This is a genomic window from Chryseobacterium sp. L12 (assembly GCF_056133985.1).
The window spans coordinates 107,934-129,267 of the sequence record NZ_JBVYOF010000011.1 but is presented as its reverse complement, the minus strand read 5'-3'; the positions used below and the strand labels follow the sequence as shown (position 1 = coordinate 129,267).

15 protein-coding genes are annotated in these 21,334 nt (G+C 35.7%); 2 read left to right on the top strand and 13 right to left on the bottom strand.

Features of this window, described 5'->3' with window-relative positions:
- From AC0NBN_RS06780 to AC0NBN_RS06765, 4 genes are all read right to left on the bottom strand, one after another.
- Positions 1-686: restriction endonuclease subunit S (locus AC0NBN_RS06780; protein WP_474467631.1), on the bottom strand; the 686-nt coding region annotated here is incomplete at its 3' end.
- 138 nt (positions 687-824) lie between these two features.
- The gene (locus AC0NBN_RS06775; RefSeq protein ID WP_160813102.1) at positions 825-1,310 is read right to left on the bottom strand and encodes a hypothetical protein; all 486 of its coding nucleotides are present in this window, start codon (positions 1,308-1,310) and stop codon (positions 825-827) included.
- Entirely contained in the window at positions 1,307-2,053 is a 747-nt protein-coding gene (locus tag AC0NBN_RS06770; RefSeq protein WP_160813103.1) for a DUF3800 domain-containing protein, read from the bottom strand. Before AC0NBN_RS06770 ends, AC0NBN_RS06775 begins: the two co-directional genes overlap by 4 nt.
- A 9-nt stretch (positions 2,054-2,062) precedes the next feature.
- Positions 2,063-3,619 carry a type I restriction-modification system subunit M gene (locus AC0NBN_RS06765; RefSeq protein ID WP_160813104.1) on the bottom strand — a complete coding sequence of 519 codons (1,557 nt, stop codon included), beginning with the start codon at positions 3,617-3,619 and terminating at the stop codon, positions 2,063-2,065.
- Positions 3,620-5,049: 1,430 nt separating this feature from the next.
- On the opposite strand from AC0NBN_RS06765, the gene AC0NBN_RS06760 reads away from it, so the two are divergent.
- On the top strand, positions 5,050-5,442 hold the full coding sequence (locus AC0NBN_RS06760; protein ID WP_160813105.1) for a VOC family protein: 393 nt from the start codon (positions 5,050-5,052) through the stop codon (positions 5,440-5,442).
- 72 nt (positions 5,443-5,514) lie between these two features.
- On the opposite strand, the gene AC0NBN_RS06755 is transcribed toward AC0NBN_RS06760, so the two are convergent.
- The 6 genes from AC0NBN_RS06755 to AC0NBN_RS06730 form a co-directional block, all read right to left on the bottom strand.
- Positions 5,515-5,829 (bottom strand): helix-turn-helix domain-containing protein, encoded by a 315-nt coding sequence (locus tag AC0NBN_RS06755; RefSeq protein ID WP_160813106.1) that lies wholly within the window; start codon positions 5,827-5,829, stop codon positions 5,515-5,517.
- Between the two features lie 17 nt (positions 5,830-5,846).
- Positions 5,847-6,134: a hypothetical protein gene (locus AC0NBN_RS06750; RefSeq protein WP_160813107.1), complete on the bottom strand. Its 288-nt coding sequence runs from the start codon at positions 6,132-6,134 to the stop codon at positions 5,847-5,849.
- The gene (locus tag AC0NBN_RS06745) at positions 6,101-6,535 is read right to left on the bottom strand and encodes a transposase (RefSeq protein WP_160813108.1); all 435 of its coding nucleotides are present in this window, start codon (positions 6,533-6,535) and stop codon (positions 6,101-6,103) included. The genes AC0NBN_RS06750 and AC0NBN_RS06745 overlap by 34 nt, the downstream gene beginning before the upstream one ends.
- Positions 6,536-6,629: 94 nt before the next feature.
- Positions 6,630-7,220 carry a hypothetical protein gene (locus tag AC0NBN_RS06740; RefSeq protein ID WP_160813109.1) on the bottom strand — a complete coding sequence of 197 codons (591 nt, stop codon included), beginning with the start codon at positions 7,218-7,220 and terminating at the stop codon, positions 6,630-6,632.
- Between the two features lie 146 nt (positions 7,221-7,366).
- Positions 7,367-10,780 carry an RCC1 domain-containing protein gene (locus AC0NBN_RS06735; RefSeq protein WP_160813110.1) on the bottom strand — a complete coding sequence of 1,138 codons (3,414 nt, stop codon included), beginning with the start codon at positions 10,778-10,780 and terminating at the stop codon, positions 7,367-7,369.
- 128 nt (positions 10,781-10,908) lie between these two features.
- Positions 10,909-11,514 carry a hypothetical protein gene (locus tag AC0NBN_RS06730; RefSeq protein ID WP_160813111.1) on the bottom strand — a complete coding sequence of 202 codons (606 nt, stop codon included), beginning with the start codon at positions 11,512-11,514 and terminating at the stop codon, positions 10,909-10,911.
- A gap of 279 nt (positions 11,515-11,793) precedes the next feature.
- On the opposite strand from AC0NBN_RS06730, the gene AC0NBN_RS06725 reads away from it, so the two are divergent.
- Positions 11,794-13,032, top strand: a complete 1,239-nt coding sequence (locus tag AC0NBN_RS06725) for a phage integrase SAM-like domain-containing protein (protein ID WP_160813112.1) — start codon at positions 11,794-11,796, stop codon at positions 13,030-13,032.
- 320 nt (positions 13,033-13,352) lie between these two features.
- On the opposite strand, the gene AC0NBN_RS06720 is transcribed toward AC0NBN_RS06725, so the two are convergent.
- The 3 genes from AC0NBN_RS06720 to AC0NBN_RS06710 all read right to left on the bottom strand — a co-directional run bounded on the left by AC0NBN_RS06720 (position 13,353) and on the right by AC0NBN_RS06710 (position 21,245).
- Positions 13,353-18,530 carry an Eco57I restriction-modification methylase domain-containing protein gene (locus AC0NBN_RS06720; protein WP_160813113.1) on the bottom strand — a complete coding sequence of 1,726 codons (5,178 nt, stop codon included), beginning with the start codon at positions 18,528-18,530 and terminating at the stop codon, positions 13,353-13,355.
- Between the two features lie 4 nt (positions 18,531-18,534).
- Positions 18,535-19,215, bottom strand: coding sequence for a hypothetical protein (locus AC0NBN_RS06715; protein WP_160813114.1), 681 nt, complete (start codon positions 19,213-19,215; stop codon positions 18,535-18,537).
- A 71-nt stretch (positions 19,216-19,286) separates the two neighbouring features.
- Positions 19,287-21,245 (bottom strand): hypothetical protein, encoded by a 1,959-nt coding sequence (locus AC0NBN_RS06710; RefSeq protein ID WP_160813115.1) that lies wholly within the window; start codon positions 21,243-21,245, stop codon positions 19,287-19,289.
- Positions 21,246-21,334: the final 89 nt, after the last annotated feature.

Here is a 21,334-nt window from a genome sequence, read left to right as displayed (position 1 = left end):
TTTACTTTTAATAAATCTTTCGATATCCATTGAGTAAAATTATTGCCATTTTTATCTTTAAATTTTAATTGACCAGATATTATTTTCTTACTAAGCGTATTATTTAATAGCTTCAACTCCTCAATTATTTTGTTTTGGGTTTGGATTCTTTCATCAATGAGTGACAGAAAAGATGAGATTTTTTCTTGTTCTTCAAGACTTGGATAATCTATTCTAATATTCCCTAAATCTGTTGAATTGATAGCAGGATAACTCGTACCTGTACATCTTTCAATAACATTGTCAACAAATTTTTGATTATGTAAATATTGAAAAATAAATCGAGAATTTTGTTTTGTTCTAATCTGTGCATATCCTGTTGATGCCACATATTTTCCTTCTTTATCAAAAAATAGGTTATTTTTTTGATATGGTCTAACCATTTGAAAAAGGACATCATTTTTCGATAACACTCTTTGAGCTCTGCTTGGAGCTTCGTCCTTTGAAATAAAATCTTCTTTCAATAACCGTCCATTTGCAACACTTTCTAAATCAATATAGATAAAAGAGCTTGGTAGATTTTCATTTTTCGGATTTATCTCACATATGTCAGCTAATCTCTTTGCCTGCCAAAGTTCAGAAAACCCTGCAAATCTCAAATTTGGGAACTTAGTTCCGTTTTTAATATCTTTATGTATCTTGGTCATCGTATTATCTTCTTATTCAGCATTAGAGATTTAATCTATTTGCTTTTTTGTTTTTATTTTGTACCTTTGCATCAGCTCAGTAACCATTTCTTTATTGGATGTAAGTGTTAAAGGAGTATAAGAAGCCGTTTAGTTCCGCTAAGCGGTTTTGGCTTTTATATACGTTTCGTATTCTTTTAACAACTTCCTTTTTCGGTGTTCTGTTTCAATATAATAAGCTGTTATGAACATATAATATTCTCCTCTGTCGGTTAAAATCACAATATAATTTTCGGTTTCATTAAACAAAACAATGCGCTCATCTTTTCCTCTTACATTTTTCCAGATGAGAATTTCTTCGTGTTCAAAGTTTTCTATAACAAACTTTGGAAAACGTATGCGCTCCATTCTTCTAAAATCAGGTTGCCTATTAGCTTCGTCTTCTCCTTCGTGCGTAATGTGATAAAATGTACGATGCATTCCGTCCACTTCAGGATATTTTCTCACGGATACTTTTAGACCTTCATAAATAGGCTGTGATTTAATAAAATCGTTATGGAAAACCGAATAAACAGCATCAAAATAGGCGGAAAAAACTCCACCATATTCGCCAAAAGGTATCAATGCAGGAAACACTAAACTCATACAAAATACGGTTTTTGAGGTTCCCAAATAAAAATATTGAACTTACGTTCTTTCAGTAAAGTAGATTTTGTTAAGGAATATTTAGAGCGATGTTTAATGAGATTGATTAATTCATTTTTAGTTTTACTATTTGATAATCCTCTATTTACATATGCAGTAGCGCCCACTAATAAATCTGTTAATTGCAAAATTTCTACTTCGTGAGATCTTACCTGTTGTACTTTTTTAATAATTTCTTTAGAATAGTCGTACTTATCATTCCTCAAAACCTGTTCCAGTTTGTGAACTTTTTCTTTACTTCTGGTATCCTTAATGTCAATATAGATATGATGAGAATTTTCAGGATTTAAGATAGCTTTCAACATTCCAAAATACATTTTATAGTAAAATGTATCGTGTGTATGATTGAAACTTTCATAATCTATTGCAGATTTATTAGAAACTACAAGCACCCGAAATTGCAAGTCATCATCATCAAAAAAATAATTGATTACATCTTTATAATACTCTATTTTTGATTTTGAAACTTTATTCCATTTTAGCTCATAGTAGGTTCGATTGTCATTATCATTCTTTTTATTTTTAGGAATAAGGTTGTGTTTGAGTTTAAAACTATACAATCTTTCAAAAATCTCTTCCTTCTTTTCAATCGGACAATAAACAGCCCCTATAACCATAACAGGCTCTTTGTCATTTTGTAAATGACAACTTTCATCGCAATATATATTGATTGTTGGCTTCATTATAAAAAATTAAAAAACAAGTCCCAATTCTTTGAAATACACATCGATCTCTTTGTCCAATTCTGCTCGTTTTGCTTCTAAAGATTTAATTTCCTGCATTACGGCTTGGATATCTATTTCTTCTTCGGCTTCGAACGTGTCCACATAACGAGGTATATTAAGATTGTAATCATTTTCAGCAACTTCTTGTAGAGTAGCCAAATGACTGTATTTCTCAATTTCGGTTCTATTACGATAAGTTTCCACAATTTTATTGATATGCTCTTCACGTAACATATTTTGGTTCTTAACTTTCTCGAATTCTTTACTGGCATCAATAAATAGGATATGTTCAGGATCTTCCTTACATTTCTTAAACACCAAAATACAAGTCGGAATACCAGTGCCATAAAAAATATTGGCAGGTAAGCCAATTACAGCGTCTAAATAATTTTTCTGTTCAATAAGATATTTTCGAATATGTAATTCTGCCGAACCTCTAAACAATACACCGTGTGGCAATACAATAGCCATTGTTCCGTTTTCAGCAAGATGATGGATCATATGTTGAACAAAGGCAAAATCTGCTTTGCTTGCTGGAGCTAATTTGCCGTATTGACTAAACCGTTCGTTACTAAGATGCAGAGGATTAGCACTCCAGTTGGCTGAAAATGGTGGATTTGCTACAATGGCTTCTGCTAACAAACCTTCGTGTTGAGGATGTTCTAAAGTGTCTTCCTGTTTGATATCAAATTTCAGATAATGTACGCCGTGCAATATCATATTCATTCGGGCAAGATTGTACGTTGTCCGATTCATTTCTTGTCCATAGAAATTATTGACATCTTTTACTTCTCTTGCTACACGCAGTAATAATGAACCTGAACCACAGGTTGGGTCATATACCGATTTTAAACGATTCTTACCTGTTGTAACAATTTTTGCTAGAATTTTAGATACTTCCTGAGGGGTATAAAATTCACCTGCTTTTTTTCCAGCTCCACTGGCAAACTGACCAATCAAGTATTCATATGCATCACCTAAAACATCTAATTCGGTATGTTCCAGTTTGAAATCAATTCCATCAAGATGCACAAGTACTTTCACAATAATAGCATTTCTAGCTTCGGCAGATTTACCCAATTTCGTACTGTTTAGATCCATATCTTCAAACAGGTTATCAAAGTCTTCTTCACTTTGTGTTCCCATTGTACTTAATTGGATATTAGTCAGTATTTTTTGTAAATCTTCTAAGATAAATGTGTTCGTGTCACTATTACCTCGTTTAGCTATTTCACTGAATAATTCAGAGGGTTTTAGAAAATATCCCAATGTTTCAAGAGCCTCTTCTTTAATAGCTTCAATGTATTCTATGCCTTCGGTTGTGTTTTCATCAATATTTCTGAATTGGATTTTATCTTCTTCCAAAATGGAGTTCGCATAAATTTCCATTTTTTCAGCCAAATACTTATAAAAAATAAATCCCAAAATATAATCTCGGAATTCATCAGCATTCATTTTTCCACGCAGTGTATTGGCTATATTCCAGAGCTGTTGCTCTAATATTTTCTTCTGTTCTTCTGACATTGAAATAAGCATTATTTGATTTGGGATTTCTTATCCTTAAGAATCCACTAAAATAGTAAACTTTTAGATTCTAAACAGTATGCTTGCTATAAAAATGAGGGGTATTTAGATTGGTAAACTTACTCTAGAACTTGTTTGAAAATTTATTTATTAAGAATGATGGCATCTATAATAACTTTCTACCTTTCTTTTTCTTCTTCATTGAATTAGAAAACAGTTCTTCCTCGTAGCCTTCACCCTATGCTTGGGACAACAAATCTGAACAATCCTCAATCGAAATTAGACGAGTGTTCTTGCGGGATAAACTCAAAAAAGGTTTTTTGTTAGTAAATTATCCAAGGTTTGTATTTGAAATAAATTACAAAACAGCTGTAAAGCTTTTATTTACAGTCGTTTTTTCTGTTCTTAATCTTTGATGCAATTTATTGAAAATTTATTTTATAGTCTATTCAATCTCTAAAAACAGAATATAAAGCTATTGATATTGAAATATATTTCAATTAAGTTTCTATCAATAGAATTATTGGTTACATTAAGTAGTAAATACTATTAATCTTAATTTTGAAGCTAACAAAACATGCTATTTGATACAAAATAACTTAGTACAATAAAAAATTACTATTCTTAATTTAAACAGAAGCACTTAATTAGATATGTTATCAATTTATTTATAGATGATGAAAGATAATTTCAGCATGTTTTTATAAAATTGTTGTACAACAAGCTTTTTTCCTTATCAAAATCTCTTTTGTTTCTAAATATATAGGGTCAATTACTATTTATTCTTGGATTAGTTCTATTACATTTTATAATTTAGCTAAACCAAAAAACAATGTAAGAAATGAAATCAAAAATTATTAAACACTTGTTTCCTATAACCAAAATGCACAAAAAGTAGGAGATTGTGTCTGTGTATTTATACAAGAATATTGGTTTGTAGTTCCGATTTCAGTTATTAATATTCAAAATAATAAAAACTATGGAAATTACAGCAAACAAAACATGGCGTGATGTTGGAACCGTCCAAAGCTCTCATAATATTGGGGCACGAATGAGCAGGTATTATGAATAAAGAAGACTGTTACGTTTCCACAGTCAATAGAATTTGCATTATATAATAGGTTTAAAATCATCATAGCCTTTTTCCGAATACTTCTTATTGATGATTTGCCAAAATTTGGAAATAATACTTGAATAAATATCACGGGTTCTCCACAGTGAAGGTATTTTTTCGAGAGCTTTCTATATGGAAAAATGCAAATATAGAATAAAGCACGATTATACATTATCCTTTGTTTTTTATATTTGCTGTATTGATTGGTATGGTAATTAATTGAAAATAAACACTGTAAAGAATACTCGGTTGTTTGAAAACAAGCCAATGATTTAAGAAAAACATATACAACAAACTAATCAATATTGAAAATCTAATGAAACACATCAATTTCGTACAAATCATACTTTTTGTAGACGATCAGCAAGCGAGTATGGAGTTTTATACAAAATTATTCCGGCAAAATCCCGACCTTAATGTTCCCGGGATGACCGAATTTAAGTTGGCTGAAAACTGCAAATTAGGATTGATGCCCAATAAAGGTATCGCCAAAATTCTTTCCTCCAAAACACCACATCCTGAGCAAGGAACCGGAATACCGAGATGTGAACTTTATTTGTATGTTGAAGATATCAAACAAGAGTTTAACAACGCAACCCAAATCGGAGCGAAATTAATCAGCTCAATTGAAGACCGGAACTGGGGCGATAAAGTTTGTTATTTTGCAGATATTGATGGACATATCATTGCGTTTGCCGAAAAAAATTAACCTTAAAAAGTGCATGCAATTTTTTTTGTAAATTGGAAAAGTATACCCAACAACAAAATTGATATTGATTTTCTATACCAGAAACATTTTTTTCCACTTTGTGACAGAGTTTCTACTCAGTTTAAAATATGTTGATAATTGGGTATTATTGAGTTTGTGATTTTTTTGATAATCTAAGATCTTAAGAATGTCGGATTTGCTGTAAGAGCGGTATTTTTGGTTTTCTCGGTCGGGAGTATTGAAGATATTATTATTGAGCTCGATAATGTCCATGGCAGATAAATTTTTCTTTTTCAGCAGGATTTGGCATTTTTCTTTCTTGTGAGGAAATTTTTTGTCGAGAATATCTGTAAATATTAACTTGTAATCAGGTGATGGATATTTCATCTTTTTTCGTTATTTGATTATAATAATTTAATCACTTTATATTCTGGGTTTTCTCCTCTATTATAAAAGATATTCCTGTATTCTATCCAAAAAATATATTCTGTGAGTGTAATATCTATCACACAGTCTTCTTCGAAGATAAATGCAATTTCGTCCTTGAAAATTCCCCAACGATATTTACGATAAAACCAGACTTCTGCGTCGGAATTTTTGCCGGGCTTTCCATACCTGCTTTCTAAATCCGTTTTTGTTTGGTTTAGATGCTGATGCACTAGCTTTCGGAGCTTTTGTATTTGCTTATCCATTTGTATAAAGTGGTTTTAGGGATTCTGTAGCGTTCCATTATTTGGTTTTTAGTCATTTCTTTTTTTTCGATCTGTTCCAATATGAAATCGATAATTTCTTTGGTATAGATATTCTTTCGGAATTGCGGTAAGCTTGTGCTTAGGTTTTGGTGCTTTGCTTTTTCATCTGCAGATATTGGTGCAAACAAAATAAGATGCTGCGTGTAAATCCGGAAAAAATCATACTCCAAAAGTTTGCTCCATCTCAGGAGAAGCTCTGTATCCAAGCTTTTACTTTCGTACATTTCTGATATTTCCTTTTCTGTACATTTCATAAAATTACAGATGCGGGAGATTTCTATCCCGCTTTCTGTAACTCTTTTTTCAATCATTTGGCCAATATGTATTTCTTTGAAATTCATTTTATTTTCATCTTAAATTTAAAATTACAGTTTGGGACATTTGGAAAAACGCCCCTATACTGTAATCTATCATTGTGTGTGTTTAGAATCGCATTTACGGTGCCCAATAGGTCCATTTTGCACCGTTGAAAACGGCTAGTCTTTCGAAACCGGATTTATTGATATACACCATCATGCCAGGAGCCGGATTGATGATATCGTCCGTTGTGGCTACCTGTGGCAATACCAAAGCTTTGGTGGTAGATTCTAATATCAAAACACCTTTTGCGGTGGTGGTAGGGGAACCAATAATCGCTTTAGCATCAGCATTTTCTATTACGGCATTTGGACCGGTGGAGAGTGGTTGTTTTGTCATATAATCTACTGGAGCAGTTAGATTGGCTTCATTTCCTGAACTTAGGTCTATCCATCCACTAGCATCTGCTTTCGCATTTCCTGGTGCATAGACTTTCACTTTTGCTTTAGTAGCATCGGTAGCATCTACGGTGATGGTTCCGCCTTCAAGACCTGTGCCTGTTGGCAAAGTTCGGTTGTATGGAAGGATGATTCCTTTGTTTTGGTTAGGAGCAAAGTCCAATAAAACCGAAGTTTTATCGGTTGCTGTACCGGTTTCTCCACCGATAACGACTTGTGAAAAAGCCATTCCCGAAACTAGTACCATCGAGGTTAATATTATTTTTTTCATTGTTTTTCTTTTTTTAATATTCTAAATTTTAAATAGGTTGAGGCTAATCTTAGTCTAATGTACAATGTCAAATGTACAAAGTACAATGTCTTAATCTTAATCTTAGTCTTAATCTTAGCCTTAATCTTAGCCTCAACCTTAATTTATTACGGACAAGCCGGGGTGTTGAAACATTTCCAACCGGTAGCTGTACCGTCGGTGTTTATTTTCAAACACTTGTCGGTAGTGTCGTACACCATCATTCCTTTTTGAGGCTTGGTGATGTTCCCTAAATCTGCTTTTGCAATTCTGGTTGGTACAAAACCTTGGCTGTTGGACTCTAAAGCGATGTGTCCGCCTTTTCTAACCATAGGCCAGTTGTCTGTATTTTGTGCACCGGCTCTTTTCAGCAGGGTGATGCCTACTTTGGTATCGTGGTTGCTGCCTCCGGTAGCGGGATCGTTGAAGCAGATGCAATCATTGGCATTCCCAAATTTTGGAATATTGATGCCTACTGCGGCTGCTCTTTCTAGTATGTTGAGGGTAGCATTTCCGGTGACCCCAATTAGATATTCTTCTGAAAGGAAGTTGGTATATTCCATGGTAACCCAATAGTCTTCATTGGTTTCCGCTACATTAGGAACGCCACTAGAGCCAGGGACAAATGCGGCTGCACGATAGTAGTTAAATCCTGCAGGATTTGTAGCATTATAAAATCCTTGGTTGGTTAGGGCAGAACCCACGGTAACCACTGGAGAAGATGCGGTGCTATAACCCATCAAATCTGTAAATTGATTACCTATACCGTTGCCATCAATATCTTTTATAATCACTTTTACTTTAGGCATTATTTGCGGATATACGGTAGAGCTACTGTTTGCCACGGTACCAGCAATTGTAAATTCTAACTTGAAATGCATATATCTGGCGTCAACCGGTCTAATGTCTCTTACGACCAATGCTTTAGATGCAGATAAGCCTATAGATGAAGTAGCCGGTAAATTGTTTCCGGTAATGGTTGCAACAAGGTCATAAGTATTAGTCCCAATAGTGGCTACATTTCTCATAATGAGTTTGTCGCCAATCGCAAAAGTAGTGGTTTTGGTGGGATCATCACCCAAGGTACCCACAAAAGCAAAAGATGCAGCATTGATGACAACAGGGTCACAATTGGTCACCGTACACAAACTGTATTCCGGATCGGTTGATACATAATCTGTAACTTTCACCGTGCTGGTCATATTAGTACACAAAAGCGGTTGTGCCGGATCGGGGATTAGTTTAGCAATATAAGTACCAGTACCTACTGCCGAAGTATTGGCAACCGGAGTAGTACCATCTGCCATGTACCATTGGATGGTATAACCCGAAGCAGCGAAGTTTGCTGGTACAGAGCTGGCAAGATCTACCGTTGCGGTTGGACATTTCTTCAAATCGCTTAACCTTGGAGCTGTAGCCGCACCGCATACATTTACTGCGTAAGTATCTGCGAAGTTAAAATCAGCTTCATATGCAGTGCCAGTTTGACCATTTCCCATTGAACCGTGTGTTCTATGACCCAAATATCCAAATTTAGTAGTACAGTTTTTAATGATCATGGTGGTGTGTCCTCCTGTTTCTAATGCTAAAATAGTGTCAGTGTTGGCTAAACCTCTTGCCATATACAATTCCCAAGGATTATAGCCAATATTATTCGTTGCACCGCCCAGCATTTGACCAGAATTTCCGCCCCAAGAATAGAGCTTTCCATCGGTGGTTAATGCAGAAATATTAGCCGACCAAGTATCTCCACCATGTTCTTGTGGGCTGATCCAAGCAATGTTGGTCATAAAATCATTGGCTGTAGCTGATTTTTTCACTTGAACCCAAGAGGCAGAAGAAGTAGTGCTTCCAGTACCCAATTGTTTCAAACTACTATCCCCCATGCTATATACAGTACCATCCGTCATTAATACGAAATAAGTAAGTTTTGCATTGGTATATATATCGGTCATCCCAATCATTTTTGGAGTTTTACCTGTCGCCGGGTTTTGCATTTTGGTCGCATAGGTTCTATCGGTTGCACCACTACCACTTGGAGTACCGGTATAAGTACCTTTCCCCCAAGTATAAAGTTCGCCATTGGCAGTAAGAGCAATAAGTGCTTGGGAAGTTCCCCTAACCGCAACTACATTGTCCAATACAGTCCCTTTTGTACCTCCATCATTAGCGGTGGCTTTATATACTCTGTGCCAAATGGTAGATGAAGTACTACCACTAGCGTTTTTACTACCGGTATCGGACAACACATAAGCTTCTCCGGTACATGTTACCAAAGCCAAAGTTTTAAAAGAACCAAAAAGCATTTTTACTTGTTGTGGTGTAACGCCCGCGGGCAAACCACTAGATTGACCGTTGATCGTTACTTTTTCAAATGCATTGGTATTTTTAATACTTGTAGAGATTAGTTCGCCAGGAACGCCCCATACAAAAAGACCATCTTCTGTAAGAACTGCAAATTGTTGGTTTCCATGCGTTGCTGTAGTACCACCAGATAATTGACGACTACCTCCGGTGAATTTCAATATTTTACCCGTAAGCCCAGGGTAATTGGTAGCATTAAGTTCTATAGGCGTTGGTACATCTCCATCTCCTGCATCATTATTTATTCCGGTATTTTTTATCCCTTGTCCCCAAACTATTACTTTACCATCTACTTCTTTCAAAATTGTAGAGTGGAAAGTAGAAACGATGTTGTCGTACTCTATGGTGTTGGGATTAGAAGAGTTGATATAAGTATTGAGGTTACAATCGCCGGTAATGCAGTAGTTTTGTGGTTGTAGATTATTGACAATTGGTATTGCTTCATTACAAACCGATGTGCTTGTCAGACCTGTTGGCCAAATTGAAGGACATGTTGCAGTAGTTGCATTGGGTCCGCAATACGTTGCAGAACCTGCACGAAGTTTTGCAGTAGTAGTATTAACTGTTGACATGGCAATCCATCTGATATTAGCTTCACTAGATAACTCTGCCCAAGTAGCTCCTGTGCCTCCACCTGAAGCATCAGATTTGGTAATGAAATAGGCATGAGAAGATGCATTCCCTATATATTTTACCGCTTTATAGCCTATTGCCTGATGGTTATAAGTAGCACAAACCTCAACTACACTGCCTGCATCTTGTTCTATGTGTGATTTTTTGGTTGGTTGAGTACCACCCCAAGTAGCATCAACTTGTGTAAGAGAACCGTTAATTGATAAATAAGAGTATTTACCTAATTTCACTAATGCATCTTGCCCTTGTGCTCCTACAGACATTGAGCCACTTAGTTGAATTCCTGCACCATCCATTATTTGTAAACTACCTTTTATATCAAAAAAGCCAGTACCAGTGACTTTTACGCCCGGTGCAAGATATAAAGTTCCATTTACGGTTAAGTTGGCTGGAAAATTTGTATCTACAGAGATACAATAAGTTTGCCCAGCTGCGATAGTATTTGTTCCCGCAGGCAATGAAGCTACACCTGGAGGACATTGTGCATAGACCACCGTCGAAAACACGACGAGTAGTAATGCTAGAAATTGTTTGAGTTTATTCATTTGTGAAAAATTTAGTTTGGTTAATTGTGATAACTTACCAAAACGATCATTGTTTTGATAGAACTTAATGTGGGTGCAGAATTTCATTCAACACCTATATTCTCTCTTGAAACTGAGAATAATGAAGTTTATGCAGTAGGAGGTCGGGTAAAACACTGTCCTTCAAAAGAGAGGGAAGGAACATAAGGATTGGTATAAACGCTCGCAATTTCTTTTGAGAATTGCGGTTGTTGAAGGATGAAATAATCAGTTTTTGCAACAGCAATATTAAGGGTTGAAAAAGATAAAACTGCCTGGTTTACTCCTCCTTTTCCTATGGAAAAAAGATGAGAAGAAGGCAAAGAGTTGTAAACAAATTTATGCTGTTGAGCCGGTGCTTTTACACTTTGCTTTCCGGCAGGTTCTTTATGAAATACTAATGCTTTATTCTTAGGTGATTTCCGAGTGTTTTCCTGCTTTTCCGAAACCGTAATAATTGTAGCATTATAAAAAGTTTCGCTATCGGTAATATAAGCTCCTTTGGAGACAAAAATCTTTGCTTTTTGTGTTTGTGGTAGTGTATTTATTGTACCAGAAACGATAGTGTTGCCTTTTACAACCACCCCTGCTCCGTCCGAAACAAACATTTGTGCAGAAGCTGAAAAAGAAATAAAAACACATAAAAAGCTGAATAACAATTGTTTGCTGTTCGGGATAGAATGTAATAATTCCGTCTTTATGTTTTTTATTTTCATTGTTGTGCCTAACAATAGTCTAAAGCAGACTACTTTTTACTATACCTGCCTACAATTCAAATAGTTTTTTGTGAAATTGCGCTAGTTGCAGATAAAAATCTACAAAATACTTTAAGACTAGTATTACACGGAAACAAATGAATAGTATTGATTTACAAACAATTAATTTTGATCAGAAATCAAAATAATTATTTACTTTTGCACAAACATAATAGTCTGCTTTAGACTACTTTATTATGTTAACTTCGTTGTGGAATAACTTTAAAAACCATCAACGAAATGACATTTGAATACTTTTTGCCCCGAAATGGCATAATCAAAAACATCCATCTGAATCTTATAGATAAAAAAGAAAATAAAACCTACACATTTCGTACACATTTGAGGATTTCTGCTGAAGATTGGGATAAAAACAAACAACGGCCTATAAATATCTATCTGAAAAAGTATAAACAAATGAATACAAAATTGGACAGATTGAAAAAAGAGCTTGCCGACCATATACAAGAAAGACGCTCACAAAATAAACAATTTCGCCAACGGAAATTGGCAAAGGAAGTCAAAGCTGTTTGTAACGGACAATTTTCGGATTTGCCAGAAAATACTTTGCTGTATTATATGAAATGGTATACTGATATTAAAAAAGAATTGATTTGTCATTCCACTTATAAACGATATAAAGTCTTCTTTCATCTACTAGAACGCTTTGAAGGTTTTGTATGCAAAAAACTATATGTGGAGGAAATCAATTCAGATTTTATTAAAAATTTTATGGTTTTTGGAAAAGATGAAGGGTACAGCGAAAATACGATTTGCCGAACAATACATTTTGTAAAAACAATTTTGAATTTTGCAGAACGCAAAGGTGTGAGAACATGTGTAAGAGAATTAGAGATTCGACGGGACCGCCCAAAAAGAGAAGTTGTTACGCTGACAGAGAATGAAATCAGTAAAATACAACAAACGGAAGTCCCTAAAGAATTACAGGCGGCAAAAGACTGGTTGCTCATTAGTTGCTATACAGGACAACGTTTTTCGGATTTTATATGCTTTGATTTTCATAACATACAATGTATTGACGAAAAAATGTGCTTATCATTTATACAAAAGAAAACTCAAAAGGATATTTTGTTGCCTTTGCATCCAGATGTTCTAAATACTATTAAACGAAATGGAAATGGTTTTCCGAAGTTATTGGATATTCAGCAATACAATAATAATATTAAGGAAATTGCCCGACTTACCGGTTTGAATGTACTTGTGAAAGCTCGTAAACGCTTTGGTTTCCGTAGTAAGCTTGTTCAAGCTGAGAAATGGGAGTTTCTGAGTAGCCATATCGGTAGGCGTAGTTTTGCAACGAATTTTTACGGAAAAATCCCGACCCCTCTTTTAATGGGAGCTACCGGACATAGTACAGAACAAATGTTCTTGCGATACATCAACCCTATGGATAAAGACAGGGTTTTGTCTTTAGGAAGTTATTTTGAAAGGATATATGAGGGAAAATTGTTGGAGTAGCTATTTTCTATAACAACATAATCTTCTAATAACAATCAAAAGCAGTGGAAAAAAGTAAGCTCTTTTGCAAAATAGGGGACGGCTTTGCAATGGCAATATTTTGCAAATGTGCTAATGCGCGTTGGCAAAAAAAGCAGCTGGAAAAAAGAATAAATTTTGCGTTGGGAATAGTTTTAGATTTTAGTTCAGTTTTATATTGATATGTTTTGACTTTTGAATCATGTTGGTAGCATTGCCAATACTTTTTCTAATTGTTAAATTAAAGAAAAAAGTAATACAAAAAAGAAGAGGCGGCAAAAAAAGACTTCTCACCAAAAATGTTACCTTTTTCTTCCTTGATATGTTTCATTAATATTTTCTTTGTACAAAGCTGTGGAAGGTTCTTTAGGTATAAATAATTCGGAATTCTCCGTTTCTCTTTCTTTTACATAATCCCGGTTCTTAGCGATTTTCCGGGATTCTTCCTTCTCTAATCTGTATTGAGAGATTAATACTTTTCTTAGCTCCGGAAGGTTTTCTATCTGTAAGTCCAGCTCTTTGATTTTGGCTTCGGTGATTTCGTTTTGCTTTTCTATTTCTTTAACATTTACACCTTTTTCAGCCAGTTGCGACTTTGTAATTTTTCCTTTTCTATACTCCTCATACTTTCTCAGCACAAAAGCACTGTCCGCAAGAAATTTATTCTTTTCGCTTTCAATCCGCTTTTTCATCAATTCAACTTCGATATTGGCTCTGGTTTCGGGATTGGTGATAATGGCAGTTTTCAACTCCTGCGTATTGATGTCCGAAACATCGATTACATCTGCACCTTTCTTCATCGCTTCCAAATATCTAGCCTGTTTGACTTGTAGTTTTTGAAGCATAAAAACATCAATGCTGTCATTGGTCAGCATAAAGTTTGTTCTAATATTTTCGTGTCTGTTTCCCTGCCTCCAAAATCTTCCTTCTATTTGTTTTAATGATGTAAAATTATATGGCAACGTCAGTAAGTATTCATCTGAGGTATTCTCCTGAAGATTCATCCCCTCCTGAATGGCTTCACTTCCGATGACCACTTTTATTTTTCCCGAATTGAATTCATCCTGAATCTTTAACCGGTTCGGTTTACTGGTTGCTCCGGTAATAATCCCGACTTCTTCAGGTTTGAAGCCAACTTCCTGCAAGAGATATTCTTTCAGCTTTGGAAATTCTTCCACTGCCAGTTCAGAATAAATCAGCTGCCCCGATTCGGGAATGTCTTTTTTATTCTGACGGATGAGATTCATCGTTTCATTTAATTTCGGAGAATTTTCTACAAACTCTTTTACAGTCGGGGCTTCACCATCATAATACGGGGAAAGATAGGGTGATATGGCAATTTTCCTTGCATTCAAAATATGAGTAAGAATGGCTCCTTTTTTGCCTTCATTGTTGAAATTTTCGGTCAACAGGTCGTATTGTTCTTCGGTAAGGTCATTCTGCTCAATTTTATATTCTTTATTGATTTTGTTTGGACGAATAAGTTCCGGATTGTCTTCTTCTCCTTTAACATCAATGAATTCCGACAGAAGCTGCTGAAAAAGAGAATTGTTTTTAAACCTGCGGACATTGGTTTTAAATTTCACATCACTTTTGGCATCAATTTCCATGTCATTATCGGCTTCCATAAAGGTTTCAAAGAAAGTATTGACATTGAAATAGCCGGAATCTTCCAGACGATTGTTGGCAATCAGTGAAAGAATGGAATAATATTCCAGAGGCTTGTTGGTAAAAGGAGTTGCAGAAAGAAGAGAAACGTTTCTTCCGTCATTCTGCTCCTGAATGTATTGTGCTGCCATCCAGGTATTGATTCCGAGCTTGGAGGTCTGCTGGTTCTGACTCCTGAAATCGGAAGCAAAACGGCGGTCTTCAATTCTTACTTTCCCGATGATGTGATTGGCGTTGTGAGCTTCGTCAAAAGTCATATGGTCGAATCCGAAATCTTCCCAGTCATAGATTTTTCCACGCTTCATTTTCCCCTGCATTTCTTTGTCCTTTTCCAGTTCTTTCTGAAAATCCCTTTCGGAATTTGTTATCCCTTTGAGTTCGCTTGCAGAGATATAATTGAATCTGGAAGCCAGTCGTTCCGTTATTTCCTTAGAGAAACCGATATTATTGAACCCTTCGTACGTAACGAGTGTAATTTCGCCGTCCTTATTATCGAATTTTGACAAATCGTAATCCTTTCCGAGATTCCCAAGGACATTTACTTTTGCATCCGGAATGGTTTCAAAAATCGTATCCACCCATTGTTTGAGAATACTATTATTAGGAACAACGATCAGTGGTCTTGCAGCATTTCTACGTTCCATTGCTTCATGCATCGAAAGAATTCCCGACAGGGTTTTCCCGAATCCTACCTCGTGTGCCAACAATCCGACTCCTTTTGTGGTCATTCTTCCGATTCCTCCTTTCTGCACTTCGGTTAAATGCAGCTCTTTTCCCTTGAAATTCCGGTGAATTTTTGAAAACAATGGAAATTGGGAATAATCGGGAACGTAGATAGTATTGTAATTACGGTTGAAGTCTTTTACAAAACGTTTCCTCAAATCTTCTTGCAATTCTTCCCGAAGAAATTTGCTGAATAAATCATTGGCTGCTTCTTTTCTCCTTTCCCGGATCAGGGCATTTCGCTCTTTGTCGCTTCCGGTGACGGTTTCATTATCGACAAACTGACGGACTTCCCATGAAGATGAACCTGCAAAGGCTTCTGAAGGGAGCTCCCGAATAAAATCTTTGAATTTGTCCGCAAGACTGTAACTTTCAATGTACGCTTCTTGTTGCCTTAAAGCCGCATTATACCGTATCTTCTCAACAGTTCCCAAATGAAATTGATGGATGAACTCGTGATTAGGACTGATGATGATTTCATCCAGTGTTTTGGCTTTAGGAAGCACTTTTTCCAATAATGCTTTCTGTTTTTCATACTGGTCTTCAGTTCCTCCGACAGCACATTTATCCTTAAAATCAATTTCAAGCTGTTCTAATTTTTTATAAATATTTCCTTCTGCATAATAAAAATCGTGAATCCACCGCCCGTCAATATAATTGGCAAATTGGTAGTGTTCACCATAATTATTCAGCGTTCCGTCATAATCGGTATCTCTGAAAGCATTAATGAGCTCCTGTGAAATATCGGGACTGTTCTGCAAAGATGCAGGAACAATAGCATCCTCTTTTAAAAACCGGTATTTGAGGATACGTGGTTTTATGTCGGGTTTAGTCTGGACTTTGTACTCTTCGTTTTTTCCGGAGTTTCTTTCCAGTATTTTTTCTGCATTCTGAAAAAGCTTATCCAGCTGATCAGGAGAAAGAGTATCGAGAGATGTTTTGTGCTTTTCATATTTTCGGATTTCCGCATTTACTGCGGGAGATTTGAATTTAATATCACCAAGCGTTTGAAGAACTTCAGTTACTTTATTCTGAGCATTGGTAAGCAAAGTTTTTCTTTCCTGCCTTTTATCTGAAATAGCAGTCTGTTTTTTTTCTCCTGTCCCAAGCGAAAGTGAAACATCTTCAATATTCTTATTGGTTTCGCTATCAGAAAAAAGATCTTCAAAAAGATTTCCGATTCTTTCGGTATTTTTTTGAGATTGGATTTTGGCGATTTGCAGCAGGGCATCATCCATATTTCCGGAAACATACGTTTCCATTCTTCCGAACTGATTGGTTCTTTCTTTCATTTCACCCAGAACCCTGTACTGATTTTGGTCAAAATAACCGGAAATATCCTGAGCTTGTTTATGGGTATTTTTCTTCAGAACAATGATGTCAGTTCCGATTTTAGTCCCGGCAAAAGCTCCCGAAGGCAGTCTGAATGCATCTGTTATTTCAGCACCGGTTAATTTTTTCTGCCTGTTCAGCCAACTGGAAGGAAGCACCATTGCTAAAGTTCCGCCTTCCTTCAGAACGTCAAGACTTCGTTTTACGAAATAATCTTCGTATTTGGAAATATTGGACTCTTCACCTAAACCTTTGTAATAGCCTCTATGGTCACCATAAGGCGGATTACCGATGATAAGGTCGTACCTGTTTTTAAATTCTTCCGGATTTGCTTTGATTCCTGTTTCACCGATAAATTCAGTTTCAAATGAGCGAAGATTGATGTCGGCTTCAGGATGAAAAATTTTGGCAATTTTTGCCGTAGTTTCATTGATTTCAAAGGCTGTAATACTTTTTATATCAAGACCTTTCGCAGCATAAACAAAATTTCCGGTTCCGATGCTTGGTTCTAAAACGCTGATGTGGCTTTTTCCTTTACATTCGTCAGTAATGAGACTGCGAACTTCGTCAACAATTTTGGAATCAGTGTAATATTCATCAAGTATTCCACGTCCTTTTTTGTCTGTTCCACCGGATTTGTACTGACTACAGATGTTTTTTAAATCATCAGTGATCATCAGGTTTTCTTTGAGCAGGATTTTTTGCTCATCAGAAACAAAACAAGCTGCGGAAACTACTTCCGCAACTTGCTCATTGGTGATTTTATGATGCCTGTATTTTGAAATCAGAGCATCTAATTTCTGTTTTCCTGTCGCTGAATCTAATACTCCGTCCAAGGAATGTTCTCCTTCTTCATTTTTTCGAACATCATTTTGTTGTGGACTAATTGCGGATCTTCCTGTTTGTCCTCCTCCCAAATTGTTCCGTTCTGTGCCTGCAAGTCTATTTCCAGCATCGTTGCTGCCCACTGCTTGTCCTGAAGCGTTATTTCGGTTTTGGACGGATTGGCTTTCCTCGAAAGATTTTCCAGCGTTTTGTCGAGATGTTCCGGATTCCACTTGCTGAGTTTCGGGAACTGTTCCGGATTTAGTTGCAGTATGTTCATCCTTTGAAAAATTTAATGTGCTAAAATTAGTAATTTTCTGTTCATTGATGAGTTTATTTCTCAAATAATGATTCAGGCTGCTGTTTTCCGATTCCGATATACTGTAAAACGAACGGACATCCCGAATATTCCTGCCTTCAAAAAAATCCGAAATCTTTTGGGTTGCAGCATTCCCTGTGGCACTTCCACTCAGGCACAGCATGAGTTTTCCGTCAAAATTTTTGTACTGCTCGAAAAGCAAATCTGTATTTTCCGTAGAATGCAGCGTGACTAATGTTCTGCCATTCTTTTTGTTTCCCATTTCCAAAAGCCGGAGAAAAGACAGGGTATCCAAAGCATTTTCAAAAACAACGATTTCGTTTTTGCTTCCTTTAATTTCAGAAATACCGGATTTGCCGATAAGATCATGGTTCTGCGGATGCAGAATTTCAAATCCTCCGGAGTGGGTTGGTATAGCGATGCCGAGATATTTTTTTCCTGAATATTCGTAATAAACCTGAGAGGTATTCTGATGAATAAGATTTTTTGAGATTCCTTTTTCTTCAAAATATTCCGTGAGTCCGTATCGGTCAGAATTCAACCGACTGATGATTTTTACAGGAGCTTGATTCTCTGTAATCGCTGCGTCTTTTTGTTTTGGAAAATCAGCCATACGATTACTTCTTTTTCCTGCTTTCGATAAAGCTGTTGAATCTGAACAGTTCTTCGGCTTCCGAATCCCAGTTTTTTCGTGGAATCAGCTGCATGGATACAAAAATGTCTTTCTGTTTATCGTAAGAGTCTATTCTTTCAATTCTCCCATGATAATCTTCATCCGCTTCTTTGTAAAGGGAATAAGGCAGGATCGTATCGGTAGGATAAATATAGTACCGGGTATAATTCCAGGGCGAGTTGATTTCAAAACGTTTGTAATTCTTTTTGAAAAGCACAGTGTCGCTTAATTTCCTGCGGTTTCTGTAATTGAGGATCGGGTCTTTTGTGAAGATAGCTCCGGTGGTTTTCGTATACACTGAAACCGGCTTTTGCTTTTTTTGTATTTCTGATAAAACTGCTGAAGCATTATCGTTTTCCAAATTATATAAAACCGAATCTTTGATGAAATAGGTAGCCATAGTCATTTCCGGAAATTCCAGATCGGGAACCAATTCGATGATCGAGTCATTTTTATAATTGAGCTTTGAAATGTGGAAGCTCCGCATATTTTCCAAACCCTTGGAAGCATCGAAATATACATTGGAAATAATGTCGATTCCGCCTTTTTCGGATATAATTTTTTTCTTACAGGAAATCAAAGTTGCTGAAAGAAACAGGATTGAAAGTAAAAAGAAATTTCTCATAATTAGTGATATTAAAAAAGCGGTAAAACCTGTATCTACCGCTTTGTTATTGGGTTTTAGTGAATAGCCGGTTAAATTCCTCTTGATTTACTTTGTTCTTTTACGTTGTTTTTTTCCTGGTTGTTATCTTCTTTCAGACCTTTAATTGGCTCGTTGGTATTGATACGGGTCATATCATTGTCGTAAAGGTTCAGGTTTCTGTTTTGTGGATTCAAAACCGCTTTTCCCTCAATAACTTTGTCTTCGATCTCAAATTTTACTTTAACGACATTCCCTTTTTCCAGCGATTTAATGGTATCTGCCTTGAATTCAGGCTTATCAAAAACCAAATTGGATTTTTCTACAATATCAGCAGCATTTACTCCATATTTTTTGTAGAAAACCTGAAAATTGTAGTTGCCCCATTGGTTCTTTTCCTCTCCAAAGTTGAGCTTTACAAAAGCTGGTTCTCTTTCATTCGATTTAGGATTGTCAAACTCAATTTTTACGGAACGTCCCTCTAAAAGATTGATGGCTTCTTTTGCCGTATAAGAATTGTCCTTGCTTACCCTGAAATTTTGCGAAACGGATTCTCCTTTTTCGTTGGTCAGGTTGGCATCGTAAGAGTTCAGGAAAACTCCGCCTTTTTCGGGTTTGTTATAATTTAAAGTATAATCTATCTTATTTCCGGGTAAGGTTTTGTCCGAAGTGGTTTTAATTTCAAACTGCTGATTTTTGGAATTAATGCCTTTCTCCAGGTCTTTGTGAAGTTTCTCGTCTTCTCCGAAACCAAGATATCGTAACTGAGCTTTTAAATACTGTGTCTGGTCAAATTCTTTTTGTGTTTCCATACTGTTGGGGTTTTTATTAAGATTGTTAATATGTTTTTCAAGTTCATTTATTTTGTGCTCTATTACTTTTGCTGCCGAAAAATTATTCGCTAATAATTCATAATTACGTTCTCTGTGTAAAGCCTGTATTTTTTCAGTAATTTGTTGTATAGCATCATTTACAGAATTTTGGAGTACTTCAGCTTCGATATCTTTCTGTTTCTCCTCTTTCTTTAAATAAAAATCAAGTGAATTAGGATTCTCTTCTCCATGAATACTATAAATAAGGTCATCGACTTTTTTTAGTAGTTCCGGATTTCTTAGTAACGTTTCGTATTTAAAGGCTCCTATATTAGAATCAAATTCCCGTTCTAAAGCATTTAGATATTTATCAATAGAAGTATATTCCATAACTTCTCCTGAATCATGAAAAGTAATTTTACCAACTGGTTTTTCAGCTTGGTGAATTTGTTGGTGCAAATTTTCAAGCTCTGATTCTTCTTTTGCAGATAATGGTTTTAGTCCGTACTCATCAATGTTAGATTGTACACTTCTTTGCCCTAATTCCTGATATCTATCGATTAAATCTTCCAATGAAAAACCTTCTGATGTATCGTTATATGCTTCTTGTCTTTCACTAATACTTTTTAGTGGGTTTAATCCTGAATCTTTATTTGGGATATCTGCTTTTTGTTCTCCAATTTCAATAAATGGAGTTGATTCTATTCCTAATTTTTTAGCTTCGGTTTCATAATTTCGGTAATGGAAGGCTTGTCGTTCGTCAATTTGTGTAACCGTCAATCCGGAACTTAAACCGGTTCTTTTTTCCAATTCTTTTGCCCAGACGTCAGACAGAAATTTTTCTTTATCTGCTGCATTGCTGATGGATACTTCAAATTCGTTTGGAATATCTCTAAACAGATAACTTTTCTTTTCTGCAAAGTCCGATTTTTCAATATAGCTTACTGCTTTAGTATTATTTTCAAAGCTTAAAAACAGTTCTGCTTTATTATTGAATTTTACTACCACATTAAATTGATAATCGTCTTTAGTTTTTTCAAAATTCAGAGCATCATAGATTTTCAGAAATCTTTCCTGCCTGTTTGTAAGTCCTTTCCTAAAGAATTCTTCAGGATTACTCTCCAATTCTTTTACAAATCTTTTATATGCCGGATTTCTTGTTGTGATATGTCTTTCAGACCAGGACAGTTCGTTTTCCATCGTATCGGGATTACCTTGTTTGAATTAAGAAATATCCGCAAATTTGACCATTAGGAGCCATAAAACCTATATAATCAAGATATTGAAGA